We start from the raw sequence: 12,521 nt of genomic DNA, 5'->3' as shown, positions 1-12,521 counted from the left end.
GTCCGCTCACCTCCTGCGCAGCAGCGCGATTCGGGATTCCGGCGGGATGAGGGGCATGTTGATGATGTGGGCGACCGCTTGCCCAGGATCGATGCGGATGTAATTTGCTTGCCCCCATTGATATTCCGCGCCCGTTAGCTCGTCCCGCACCCAAAAGCGCTCGTGGGGTTCCATACCCAGTGCGTGCATGTCTAACCACAGCGTCGCTTCCTCGGGGCCGAACGCGTTGAGCGTCACCACCACCAAGACGCAGTCGCCGGTGACCGGGTCGAACTTGCTGTACGCCATCAACGCGTCGTTGTCGACGTTATGGAAATAAATGGTGCGCAGTTGCTCCAGCGCGGGGTGCAGCCGGCGAATAGCGTTGAGCTGTTTAAGGAACGGCTCCAGGGATCTGCCGGCGGCGAGCTCACCCGCGAAGTCGCGGGGCCGCAATTCGTACTTCTCCGAGTTCAGGTATTCCTCGCTGCCTTCGCGCACCGCACGATGCTCGAACAGCTCGTAGCCCGAGTACACGCCCCAGGCCGGACTCATCGTCGCCGCGAGCACCGCGCGGATCGCGAACATGCCGGGGCCGTTGTGTTGCAGGATCGCGTGCAAGATGTCGGGAGTGTTGACGAACAGGTTCGGCCGGCGGAAGTCGGCGAGTGCGGCGATGTCATTGCCGAATTCGGTGAGCTCCCACTTGGCGGTGCGCCAGGTGAAATACGTGTAGGACTGCGTGAAGCCGAGCTTGGCCAACCCGTACTGACGGGCGGGCGGCGTGAACGCCTCGGACAAGAAGAGCACGTCGGGGTCGGTGGCCTTCACCTGACCGATCAGCCAGGCCCAGAAGTCGGGCGGCTTGGTGTGCGGGTTGTCGACCCGAAAGAACTTGACGCCGTGCTCAATCCAGTGCCGGACCACGCGCAGCACCTCGTCGTAGAGGCCCGCCGGGTCGTTATCGAAATTGAGCGGATAGATGTCCTGGTACTTCTTGGGCGGATTCTCCGCGTACGCGATTGTGCCGTCGGGCAATTCGGTGAACCACTGTCGATGTTCGCGAGCCCACGGATGATCCGGCGCGCATTGCAGCGCCAGGTCCAAAGACACTTCCAGGCCCAGGTCGCGCGCCGCGGCGACGAATGCGTCGAAATCGTCGATCGTGCCCAGGTCGGGATGAACCGCGTCGTGGCCACCCTCGTCGCTCCCGATCGCCCACGGCGACCCCACATCCCCCGGGGCGGCGGTGGGAGAGTTGTTGCGGCCCTTGCGATGTACCTTGCCGATCGGATGAATCGGGGGCAGATACACGACGTCGAAGCCCATGTCGGCGATGCGCCCCAGCGCCGCGGCAGCGGTCTTGAACGTGCCGTGGACCGGCTTGCCGTCGGCGTCCCAGCCCCCGGTCGAACGCGGAAACATTTCGTACCACGCGCTGAAGCGCGCCGCGGGCCGGTCCACCCAAATGTGGCACTGCTCGCCGCGGGTGACGATGTCTCGCAGCGGATAGGTCGTCAGCAGCTCCTCGACTCGAGGCGCTAATGCCAGCGCGCTGCGGGTCACCGGGTCCCCGGGCGTGCGCAACGCCGTCGCGGCCGAGAGCAGCGGATCGCGCAGCGCGCGTGGCACACCCGTTGCGGCGCGTTCGAACAGCGCGGCGCCGACCAGCAGATCGTTGGATAATTCCTTCTCGCCCTGCCCCGCGTCCAGCTTGGCGATCAGCCCGTGCCGCCAGCTTTCAATCGGGTTGCCCCAGCCGTCGACGCGGAAGCTCCACAATCCGACGCTGTCGGGGGTGAACTGACCGTGAAAGACATACGGCTCCTGACCCATCGCCATCGGAATCAGCAGCGGCTTGACCTTTTGTGAATCGCTCGCGGAATCGCGGGACACGGTCGCCAGCTTTTCGGGAGCCTGCACCGCCTGGATCCGCCGCATTTCCGTTGCCGGATAGCGCGGCCCGAGGTAGCGCACCACCAATGTCGCCGCGACCGCCTCGTGGCCTTCGCGCCACACGGCCGCGCTGACCGGGACGACCTCACCGACTACGGCCTTGGCCGGGTAGGCGCCGCAGGAAACGACGGGCTGGACGTTATCGATCTCGACACGACCGGGCACCACAGCTCCGTTCCGATTGCGTGCTCTCGTCTCCGGAAACTTCTTCTCCTGGGGAACTCCCCCCGAATGGGGATGCACCTTTGCGGCCCCAACAAGTACCCGATACCCACCCTAGTGGCCGGCCACACACCCCCGACGTAAACGGAGGTAAACGCTCGCTCTCTGGCTCGGCGCGCACCGCAATCCTCAGTAAGGTAGTGATGCGTGAAAGCCCTCCGGCGTTTTACCGTCCGTGCCCACCTTCCCGCCCGCCTGGCAGCGCTGGAGCAGCTGTCGACGAACCTGCGCTGGTCGTGGGACAAACCGACGCAGGATCTGTTCGCGAGCATCGACCCCGCGTTGTGGGCGCACGTCGGCTATGACCCGGTTGCGCTGTTGGGGGTGGTGAATCCGGCTCGGCTCGACCAATTGGCCATCGACGAGGGGTTCCTGAGCCACCTCGATTGGCTGGCCGCCGAATTGAACGACTACCTGACTCGTCCGCTGTGGTATCAGCAACAGCAGCAGGATGGTCTCGAGATGCCGCGCGGCATCGCGTATTTCTCGATGGAGTTCGGTGTCGCCGAGGTGTTGCCCAACTACTCCGGCGGCCTGGGGATCCTCGCCGGCGACCACCTGAAGTCCGCCTCCGACCTGGGCGTGCCGCTGATCGCGGTGGGCCTGTACTACCGCTCCGGGTATTTCCGCCAGTCGCTGACCGCCGACGGCTGGCAGAACGAGAATTACCCCTCGCTGGATCCGCAAGGGCTGCCGTTGCGGCTGCTCACCACCGCCGACGGGGATCCGGTTCTGGTCGAACTGGCCTTGCCGGATTCCGCACGGCTGCGGGCCCGGGTCTGGGTGGCCCAAGTGGGTCGCGTCCCGCTGCTACTGCTGGACTCCGACGTCCCCGAAAACGAGCACGACCTGCGCGGCGTCACCGACCGCCTGTACGGCGGCGACCAAGAGCACCGCATCAAGCAGGAGATCCTGGCCGGTGTGGGCGGGATGCGGGCGATCCGCGCCTTTACCGCCATCGAAGGTCTGCCCGCGCCCGAGGTGTTCCACATGAACGAGGGACACGCCGGCTTCCTTGGGGCCGAGCGCATCCGCGAGCTGATCATCGATGCCGGGTTGGACTACGACACCGCGTTGACCGTGGTGCGGTCGAGCACCCTGTTCACCACCCACACTCCCGTGGCCGCGGGCATTGACCGGTTTCCCGTCGACATGGTGGAGCGCTACTTCGACGACCACCTCGACGGCAAGGCGGCTGATCCGACCAACGCCTCGGCGCTGCTGCCGGGCGTGCCGACCGAGCGAATCATCGCGCTCGGCGCGGAGGCCGATCCGACCAAATTCAACATGGCCCACATGGGCCTGCGGCTGGCCCAACGGGCCAACGGCGTCTCGCTGCTGCACGGCCGGGTGAGCCGGGCCATGTTCAACGACCTGTGGCGCGGCTTCGACCGCAAGGAAGTGCCGATCGGGTCGATCACCAACGGCGTTCACGCGCGCACCTGGGCGGCGCCGCAATGGTTGCAGCTGGGGCGCGAACTGGCCGGGTCGGATTCGTCGTTCAGTGATCCCGGTGTCTGGCTGAAACTGGAGCAGGTCGATCCCGGTCATCTGTGGTGGATCCGTTCGCAATTGCGCGCGCTGCTGGTGGAGGACGTGCGACGGCGGCTGCGCCAGTCCTGGCTGGAACGCGGCGCGTCGGATGCCGAGCTCGGCTGGATCGGGGCTGCGTTCGATCCGAACGTGTTGACCATCGGATTCGCGCGCCGGGTGCCGACGTACAAGCGGCTGACGTTGATGCTGCGCGATCCCGCTCGCCTGGAGCGGCTGCTGCTCGACGAACACCGGCCAATACAGCTGATCGTTGCCGGCAAGTCGCACCCGGCCGACGACGGCGGCAAGGCGCTGATCCAACAGGTGGTGCGCTTCGCCGATCGACCGCATGTGCGTCATCGCATCGCGTTCTTGCCCAACTACGACATGTCGATGGCCCGGATGCTGTATTGGGGCTGCGACGTGTGGCTGAACAACCCGCTGCGGCCCCTGGAGGCGTGCGGCACCTCCGGAATGAAGAGCGCGCTCAACGGCGGCCTGAATCTGTCCATCCGCGACGGGTGGTGGGACGAATGGTACGACGGCGAAAACGGTTGGGAGATACCGTCTGCCACCGGATTGACCGACGAGGTCCGTCGCGACGATCTGGAGGCCAGCGCGCTGTATGACTTGCTGGAGCACGCGGTGGTGCCGAAGTTCTACGAGCGCGACCATCGCGGCGTGCCACCGCGGTGGATCGAGATGGTGCGGCACACGTTGCAGACGCTCGGGCCCAAGGTGCTGGCGTCGCGCATGGTGCGCGACTACGTCGAGCAGTATTACGTGCCGGCCGCGCAATCGCTGCGCAAGACCGTCAGCGCCACCGACGACACCGCCGAGTACGGCGAGGCCCGTGAGCTGGCGGCGTATCGTCGCCGCGCCGAGGAGGCGTGGCCGAAGATCGTCGTCACCGACGTCGACAGCACCGGCCTGCCCGACACCCCGGTGCTGGGTTCCAAGCTGACCCTGACCGCGACCGTGCAGCTGGCTGGCCTCTCGCCCGAGGAGGTCACGGTGCAGGCGGTGCTGGGCCGGGTCGACTCCGGCGACGTGTTGCTGGATCCGGTCACCGTCGAGATGTCGTATACCGGCGCCGCCGACGCGGGCAATCAGGTGTTCTCGACGACGACACCGCTGCCGCTGGCCGGCGCGGTCGGGTACACGGTGCGCGTGCTGCCCCGGCATCGGTTGCTTGCCGCCGGCAACGAGTTCGGTCTGGTCACCCTCGCCTAGCCCACAACCACACTGCGTGCCCTTGCGGACCGCAGATCTCCTTACATCGCCGTCGAGGTAATGCAAAACGGTAAAGTAATGGATATGGACGTAAGCATTACCGTGACCAGGAAGGGACAGACGACCCTTCCGGTTGCCATTCGTCGCCGACTCGGTCTGGCCGACTCGGGTGGAGTGTTGCACGCGCACCTGAACGAGGAGACCGGGGAACTCATCATCACCAAGCCGCCGAGTGTCGACGAGTTGAGTGAGCGCATCAGTCGCCATATCAAATCGGGAACCCGCCCGCTGCTGGATGTCGACGACTTCTACCAGTCCCAGCGTGAGTCGCAAGGGTGAACCCCACATTTGGCGGTTCGCTTGACGCCAACGTCGTACTTCGCCTGCTGCTCAATGACGTTCCGGACCAACACGCGGCGGCAGTCGCACTTGTCGAAAGCGCCGATGCGCCCCTCCTCGTGTCGGATATCGCTGTCATCGAGGTGGTCTTTGCGTTGTGCCGCCACTACGAATTCAGCCGGGCTTCGGCATCCGAGGCGATCGAGGGCCTGATTTCGTTGACCCAAATCGATTGCAACCGTGCCCTGTTCAAGCGCGCGCTGCCGTTGTTCACCGATCATCCGAAGCTGTCGTTCGAGGACTGCTGCCTTGCCACGTACGCCGAATTGGCGAACGCCGAACCATTGTGGACCTTCAACAGGAAACTGGCTGGCCAGGCCCGTGCGGCCCGAATGGTGCCGACACTAAGACGGTGATGCGTCGGTCCGGCGGGTGTCGGCCGCAGTGCGCAGGCGCCCAAGCGCTTGGCGCACCTGCGCGGCGTTGATGGTTTGCCAGAACGGCGGCAGCGAGGCGCGCAGGTAACCGCCGTACCGGGCGGTGGCCATCCGGGAATCCAGCACGGCGACCACGCCGCGGTCGGTGACTCGCCGTAACAGGCGGCCCGAACCCTGCGCGAGCAGCAGCGCGGCGTGACTGGCGGCGACCTCCATGAAGCCGTTGCCGCCGCGCGCCGCCACCGCGCGTTGCCGCGCGCTGAGCAGGGGATCGTCCGGCCGCGGGAACGGGATGCGGTCGATCAGCACCAGCGACAGCGACGGCCCGGGCACGTCGACGCCCTGCCACAGCGACAGCGTGCCGAACAACGAGGTGGCCGGGTCGGCGGTGAACTGCTCGACCAGCGTGGAGGTGCTGTCGTCGCCTTGACAGAGCACCGGCGTGGACAGCCGCGTCCGCATGGCCTCGGCCGCGGCCCGCGCGGCCCGCATGGACGAGAAGAGCCCCAGGGTCCGCCCGCCGGCCGCGGTGATGAGCTCGGCGATTTCGCTCAGCTGCTCGGCCGATCCGGCGCCGTCGCGGCCCGGCGGCGGGAGATGGGCTGCGACGTAAAGGATTCCGTTCTTGGCGTGCTGGAATGGCGATCCGACATCAAGGCCGCGCCAGCGCGGGTACTCTCCGGGCTCCGGTCCGGTCAGCCCCCATGCGGCGGCCATCGCGTCGAAGCTCCCGCCGATCGTCAGCGTCGCCGACGTCAACACCGTCCTGGAACGCGAGAACACGCGGGTGCGCAACAGCTCTGCCACCGAGAGCGGAGCCACCCGCAACACGGCGCGCGGAGAACCCCGGTTGTCCTCCTGGTCCAGCCAGACCACGTCGGTGCGATCGGGGATAGCCGGGCTGAACGATGTCAGGATGCGCGAGGCGGTTTCGGAGATCTCACTCAATGTCGCAGCGGCCTCGGCGCGGGTGGCGGCGGCTTTGGAGTCGCTGGTGGACTCGATCGCCGATCGCGCCGCGCTGGCCGCGTCCCGCAACGCCGTGAGGTAGGCCGCCATCTCCTGATCGAGATAGTCGATGCGGCCTGGGGTTCCGTCGTGGAGCGCCGACGCGAAGGTGGCCGACGACGCCTCCAGTCGCTCGATCAGTTCCGGATCGATCAGCCGCGCGATTCGCCGTGACGCGACACCGAGCGCGGCCGACGTGAGTTCGGCGGTGGCCACCGATGTCACCCGGTCGGTCAACTCGTGTGCTTCGTCGACCACCAGCAGCGAATGTTCCGGCAGCACAGCCGATTCGGCGACGGCGTCGATGGCCAGCAGCGCGTGATTGGTGACGACGATATCGGCGGCGCCGGCGCGGCCACGGGCCCGTTCGGAAAAGCATTCGGTCCCATAGGGACAGCGGGACACGCCGATGCATTCCCGTGCGGACACGCTGACTTGTGACCAGGACCGGTCGGGCACACCGGGTTTGAGGTCGTCGCGGTCGCCGGAATCGGTTGTCGACGCCCACGCGGCGAGGCGCTGCACGTCACGCCCCAGCGCGGTGGCCGCCATCGGGTCGAAAAGTTCGTCCTGCGGCTGTTCGTCCTCGGCATCGCCCGTGCTGCCGCCATGAACCTTGTTCAGGCACAAGTAGTTTCGTCGCCCCTTGAGCAAGGCGAACTGCGGACGGTGTGGCAGCGCATCGGCCAGCGAGTCGGCCAGGCGCGGCAGGTCCCGATCGACCAGCTGGCGCTGCAGGGCGATCGTCGCCGTCGACACGACGACCGGGCCGTCGCCCTCCACGGCGCGCACAATCGCCGGAATCAGATACGCCAGCGACTTGCCGGTGCCGGTGCCGGCCTGCACGATCAGGTGCTCGCCGGCCTCGGGTCCGGTCTCAAAGGCTTGCGCCACGGCCTCGGCCATCTGCTGCTGGCCGCTGCGCGCGCTGCCGCCGAGCGCGTCCACCGCGATGGCCAGCAGTTCTGGTACGGACAGGGATACGTCTGCCGTGATTACCCCCCCGCGATCTGCGTGGTGGGGATCGCCGGGTCGCCGTGGGCCAGGCTCAGCCCCTCCCACGGCAGGCTGCGCAGCCCGGACGCGACCAGCCGACGGGCCGACGACAGGTCGGTATCGGCGACCACCTCTCCCTCCCGGACCAGCGGAACGGTCAGCACCCGTCGAGGCTCCGTCGTGTCGGGCGGTCGCCCCGCGGGATGCACCACCTCTTCGGTGATCGTGCCGGTCGGCCGTGACAACCGCACCGCCTCCTTGCGGCCTCCCACCGATTCCTTGTGGCTGCTGCGCTTCTGCACCGGGATACCGTCCACCTCGGCGAGTTTGTAAACCATGCCCGCGGCCGGGGCACCCGAGCCGGTCACCAACGACGTGCCGACGCCATAGCTGTCCACCGGATCCGCGCGCAGCGCGGCGATGGCAAACTCGTCGAGATCGCCGGATACGACGATGCGGGTCTGGGTGGCGCCCAGCTGATCGAGCTGCTCGCGCACCTGGCGGGCGAGAACGCCGAGTTCGCCGGAGTCGATGCGGACCGCGCCGAGCGCGGTACCGCCGGCGGCCACGGCGTTGGCCACCCCGGTGGTCACGTCGTAGGTATCGATCAACAGCGTGGTGCCGACGCCCAGGGCGTCGACCTGGGCGCGGAACGCGGCCAGCTCGTCTGGTCCATCTCCGGTGGTGTGCAACATGGTGAAGGCGTGCGCGGCGGTGCCCTCGGTGGGGATCCCGTATTGCCGCTGCGCCTCCAGGTTGGACGTCGCGGCGAAGCCGGCGATATAGGCCGCCCGGGCCGCGGCGACCGCCGCACGCTCGTGGGTGCGTCGGGTTCCCATGTCCATCAGCGGGCGTTCTCCTGCGGCGCTGACCATGCGTGCGGCCGCGGACGCGATCGCGCAGTCGTGGTTGAAGATCGACAGCGCCAACGTCTCGATCACCACGCATTCGGCGAAGCTGCCGCGCACCGACAATACGGGCGAGCCAGGAAAATACAACTCACCTTCGGCATAGCCGTCGATGTCGCCGCCGAACCGGAAATCGCGCAGATAGCGCACGGTGTCGGCGTCGAGGAATTGCGCCAGCAGCCGGCCGGCCGCTTCGTCGAACCTGAACTGCGGCAACGCTTCTAGCAGTCGGCCGGTTCCGGCGACCACACCGTAGCGACGTCCCTCGGGCAGTCGGCGGGCGAACAATTCGAACGTGGTTCGGCGTTTGGCCGTGCCGTCGCGCAGCGCCGCCGCCAGCATGGTCAGCTCGTACCTGTCGGTTAGCAGTCCGGCCAAGACCGCGTCGTTCATGCCGTAACCGTATCGGCTGGCGACACGGGCTCGGTATCGTAGAGGGCATGGTTGCTGCGTCAGCGCCCACCAAACCGGGCACTACCGGGCAACGCGAGTCCGCGCCGGTGGACGTCACGGCCAGGCCATGGGTCACCGTCGTGTGGGACGACCCGATCAACTTGATGACCTACGTGACGTACGTGTTCCAGAAATTGTTCGGCTACAGCGAGCCGCACGCCACCAAACTGATGCTGCAGGTGCATCACGAAGGCAAGGCGGTGGTGTCGTCCGGCACGCGGGAGTCCATGGAAGTCGACGTGTCCAAACTGCATGCCGCCGGATTGTGGGCGACGTTGCAGCAGGACAGCTGAGATCAGAGGGCATCCAGGATTTTTTGTGCGCAAATGGAAGCGCGTCGAGACCGCCGACGGTCCCCGTTTTCGGTCGTCGTTGGCGGTACATGAGGCGGCTCTGCTGAAGAACTTGGTCGGATCGATGATCGGCCTGCTCGACGAGCGCGAATCTTCCGCTCCGTCCGACGAACTCGAGGAGATCACCGGGATCAAGACCGGCAACACGGAACCGCCGGCCGATCCGACGCTGCGCCGCTTGTTGCCCGACTTCCACAGGCCCGACGAGGAGGACACCGACGAGCCGGATTCCCCTGATAGCAATGCCGCCGACAGCCTCAATGCCGCGCTGCGCAGTCTGCACGAGCCGGAGATCATCGACGCCAAACGTGTTGCGGCCCAACAATTGTTGGACACGCTTCCGGAAAATGGCGGTCGGTTTGAACTGACCGAAGAGGGCGCGAACGCCTGGATCGCGGCGGTCAACGACCTCCGGCTGTCCTTGGGCGTGATGCTCGATGTAGGCCCGGACGGCCCAAGCCGACTGCCGGCCGACCATCCCCTGGCGGCGCACCACGACGTCTACCAATGGCTGACCGTCCTGCAGGAATACCTGGTGCTCGCGTTGATGGATTCCCGGTGAGCGCCATCACCGATGTCGGCGGGATCAGCGTCGGCCACTATCAGCGGCTGGATCCCGACGCGTCCCTGGGCGCGGGCTGGGCCCGCGGGGTCACCGTCGTGCTGACCCCGCCCGGAACCGTCGGCGCGGTCGATTGCCGCGGTGGGGCGCCCGGCACCCGGGAGACCGATCTGCTGGATCCGTCCAACAGTGTCCGCTTCGTCGATGCGGTGTTGCTCGCCGGCGGTAGCGCCTACGGCCTGGCGGCCGCCGACGGAGTGATGCGCTGGCTGGAGGAACAGGGACGCGGCGTGGCGATGAGCGGCGGGGTGGTGCCCGTCGTGCCGGGGGCGGTGATTTTCGATTTGCCCGTCGGCGGCTGGGACTGCCGCCCGACCGCCGAGTTCGGTTACGCCGCCGCCGCGGGAGCGTCCGCGGACACGGTAGCCGGCGGCACCGTCGGCGCCGGGGTGGGCGCTCGCGCCGGTGTGCTCAAGGGCGGCGTCGGGACCGCGTCGACCACGCTGCAGTCCGGCGTGACCGTCGGCGCGATCGTCGTGGTGAATTCCGCGGGCGATGTCGTCGACACCACCACCGGGCTCCCGTGGCAGGCGGACTTGATCGAAGAGTTCGGTCTGACCCCACCGCCCGCCGAGCAGATCACCGCGCTGGCCGAGTTGCCACCCCGCTCGACCGCGCTGAACACGACGATCGCAGTCGTCGGCACCGATGCCGCGCTGACCAAGGCGGCGTGCCGACGCGTCGCGATCGCCGCCCACGACGGGCTGGCCCGAACGATCCGGCCGGCACACACGCCGGTGGACGGCGACACGGTGTTCGCGCTGGCGACCGGGGCGGTCGAAGTCCCCCCGCTGCCGGACGCGCCCGCCGCGATGTCGCCGGAGACAGCGCTGGTCACCGCGGTGGGTGCGGCCGCCGCCGATTGCCTGGCCCGCGCGGTCCTGGTCGGCGTGCTCGCCGCCGAATCCGTCGCCGGAATACCGACCTATCGCGGCATCGCGCCCGGAGCATTCAAGACCGCCTGACCTGCAGGTAGCCTGGACGATGCCATGACGTCCGGACATCCGCACCCGCCCGCCCGGCAGGAGAAGAAACGCCCCCGGTGGGTGGTGGGCGGCGCCACCATCCTCACCTTCGTGGCGCTGCTGTACCTGGTCGAGCTGCTTGACCTGCTGACGAACCATTCCCTGGAGAGAAACGGCATCCGGCCGCAGACCACGGATGGCCTGTGGGGGATCATCTTCGCCCCGGTTCTGCACGCCAACTGGGCGCACCTGATGGCCAATACGATCCCGCTGCTGGTGTTGGGCTTTTTGATGACGCTGGCCGGGATTTCCCGGTTTGTGTGGGCCACCGCCATCATCTGGATCCTGGGCGGCTTCGGTACCTGGCTGATCGGCAACGTGGGCAGCAGTTGCGGGCCGACCGACCACATCGGCGCCTCCGGCCTGATCTTCGGCTACCTGGCGTTTTTGCTGGTGTTCGGCTTGTTCGTGCGCCGGGTGTGGCACATCATCGTCGGGCTGGTGGTCTTGTTCCTCTACGGCGGCGTGCTGCTCGGTGCCATGCCGGTGCTGCACCAGTGCGGCGGTGTGTCCTGGCAGGGTCACCTGTCGGGCGCGGTCGCCGGCGTCGTCGCCGCGTATCTGTTGTCCGCCCCGGAGCGCAAGGCCCGCGCGCGCAAAAGGGCCGGCGCTGCGTCGCCGCGGCTGAAAACATGAGCTCGCCGCTGGCGCCCGTCGGGGTCTTCGACTCCGGCGTCGGGGGACTGACCGTTGCGCGCGCGATCATCGACCAACTGCCCGACGAGGACATCGTCTACGTCGGCGATACCGGCAACGGCCCCTACGGTCCGCTGACCATCCCGGAGATCCGCGCGCACGCGCTGGCCATCGGCGACGACCTGGTCGAGCGCGGGGTCAAAGCGCTGGTGATCGCGTGCAATTCGGCGTCCGCCGCGTGCCTGCGCGATGCTCGCGAGCGCTACGACGTGCCCGTCGTCGAGGTGATCCTGCCGGCGGTGCGACGTGCGGTGGCCACCACCCGCAACGGGCGCATCGGCGTCATCGGTACGCAGGCCACTATCACCTCGCACGCCTACCAGGACGCCTTCGCCGCCGCGCGCGACACCGAGATCACCGCGGTGGCCTGCCCGCGCTTTGTCGACTTCGTCGAGCGCGGTGTGACCAGCGGCCGGCAGGTGCTCGGACTGGCCGAGGGATACCTCGAGCCGCTGCAGCGCGCCGCGGTCGACACGCTGGTGCTCGGCTGCACGCACTACCCGCTGCTGTCCGGACTGATTCAGCTGGCGATGGGCGACAACGTCACGCTGGTCTCCAGCGCCGAGGAGACCGCGAAGGAAGTGCTGCGGGTGCTCACCGAACGGGACCTGCTGCGTCCGCATGACGCGCCGGCCGCCACCCGAGTATTCGAGGCCACCGGCGACCCGGAGGAATTCACCAAACTGGCGTCGCGATTCCTCGGCCCCGCCGTCACCGGCGTTCAACCAGTGCACCGCCATTTTCGTGTTCATTAGATGAAC

At 67.5% G+C, this 12,521-nt stretch carries 11 protein-coding genes; 8 read left to right on the top strand and 3 right to left on the bottom strand.

What is annotated here, in order from left to right:
- Nucleotides 1-6: 6 nt before the first annotated feature.
- Entirely contained in the window at nt 7-2,100 is a 2,094-nt protein-coding gene (locus tag G6N66_RS19050; protein WP_085233342.1) for an alpha-1,4-glucan--maltose-1-phosphate maltosyltransferase, read from the bottom strand.
- 204 nt (nt 2,101-2,304) lie between these two features.
- Here G6N66_RS19050 and glgP point away from each other — a divergent pair, with 204 nt between their 5' ends.
- The 3 genes from glgP (at nt 2,305) to G6N66_RS19035 (ending at nt 5,678) form a co-directional block, all read left to right on the top strand.
- Nucleotides 2,305-4,923, top strand: a complete 2,619-nt coding sequence (glgP, locus tag G6N66_RS19045) for an alpha-glucan family phosphorylase (RefSeq protein ID WP_085233214.1) — start codon at nt 2,305-2,307, stop codon at nt 4,921-4,923.
- A gap of 84 nt (nt 4,924-5,007) precedes the next feature.
- Nucleotides 5,008-5,262, top strand: a complete 255-nt coding sequence (locus tag G6N66_RS19040) for an AbrB/MazE/SpoVT family DNA-binding domain-containing protein (RefSeq protein WP_139825236.1) — start codon at nt 5,008-5,010, stop codon at nt 5,260-5,262.
- Nucleotides 5,259-5,678, top strand: coding sequence for a PIN domain-containing protein (locus G6N66_RS19035; protein WP_085233212.1), 420 nt, complete (start codon nt 5,259-5,261; stop codon nt 5,676-5,678). Before G6N66_RS19040 ends, G6N66_RS19035 begins: the two co-directional genes overlap by 4 nt.
- Here the strand turns inward: G6N66_RS19035 and G6N66_RS19030 are convergent.
- Together G6N66_RS19030 and G6N66_RS19025 are read right to left on the bottom strand one after the other, a co-directional pair.
- Nucleotides 5,667-7,703 (bottom strand): ATP-dependent DNA helicase, encoded by a 2,037-nt coding sequence (locus tag G6N66_RS19030; RefSeq protein ID WP_163645964.1) that lies wholly within the window; start codon nt 7,701-7,703, stop codon nt 5,667-5,669. The genes G6N66_RS19035 and G6N66_RS19030 overlap by 12 nt on opposite strands.
- Nucleotides 7,703-9,004 carry a nicotinate phosphoribosyltransferase gene (locus G6N66_RS19025; protein WP_085233211.1) on the bottom strand — a complete coding sequence of 434 codons (1,302 nt, stop codon included), beginning with the start codon at nt 9,002-9,004 and terminating at the stop codon, nt 7,703-7,705. Before G6N66_RS19025 ends, G6N66_RS19030 begins: the two co-directional genes overlap by 1 nt.
- Before the next feature lie 47 nt (nt 9,005-9,051).
- On the opposite strand from G6N66_RS19025, the gene clpS reads away from it, so the two are divergent.
- The 5 genes from clpS to murI are packed head-to-tail and all read left to right on the top strand — an operon-like array spanning nt 9,052 to nt 12,515.
- A complete protein-coding gene (gene clpS / locus G6N66_RS19020) occupies nt 9,052-9,357 on the top strand; it encodes an ATP-dependent Clp protease adapter ClpS (protein ID WP_085233210.1) in 306 nt (101 codons plus the stop codon).
- Between the two features lie 25 nt (nt 9,358-9,382).
- Complete coding sequence (gene aosR / locus G6N66_RS19015; RefSeq protein ID WP_085233209.1) at nt 9,383-9,979, top strand: oxidative stress transcriptional regulator AosR; 597 nt, start codon at nt 9,383-9,385, stop codon at nt 9,977-9,979.
- Entirely contained in the window at nt 9,976-11,004 is a 1,029-nt protein-coding gene (locus G6N66_RS19010) for a P1 family peptidase (protein WP_085233208.1), read from the top strand. The genes aosR and G6N66_RS19010 overlap by 4 nt, the downstream gene beginning before the upstream one ends.
- A 24-nt stretch (nt 11,005-11,028) precedes the next feature.
- Nucleotides 11,029-11,700, top strand: coding sequence for a rhomboid family intramembrane serine protease (locus G6N66_RS19005; RefSeq protein WP_085233207.1), 672 nt, complete (start codon nt 11,029-11,031; stop codon nt 11,698-11,700).
- Nucleotides 11,697-12,515: a glutamate racemase gene (gene murI / locus G6N66_RS19000; RefSeq protein WP_085233206.1), complete on the top strand. Its 819-nt coding sequence runs from the start codon at nt 11,697-11,699 to the stop codon at nt 12,513-12,515. Before G6N66_RS19005 ends, murI begins: the two co-directional genes overlap by 4 nt.
- The last annotated feature ends 6 nt before the right edge of the window (nt 12,516-12,521 follow it).

This window comes from Mycobacterium conspicuum (genome assembly GCF_010730195.1).
GTDB lineage: Bacteria > Actinomycetota > Actinomycetes > Mycobacteriales > Mycobacteriaceae > Mycobacterium > Mycobacterium conspicuum.
This window is presented reverse-complemented; position numbering and strand designations above follow the sequence as displayed.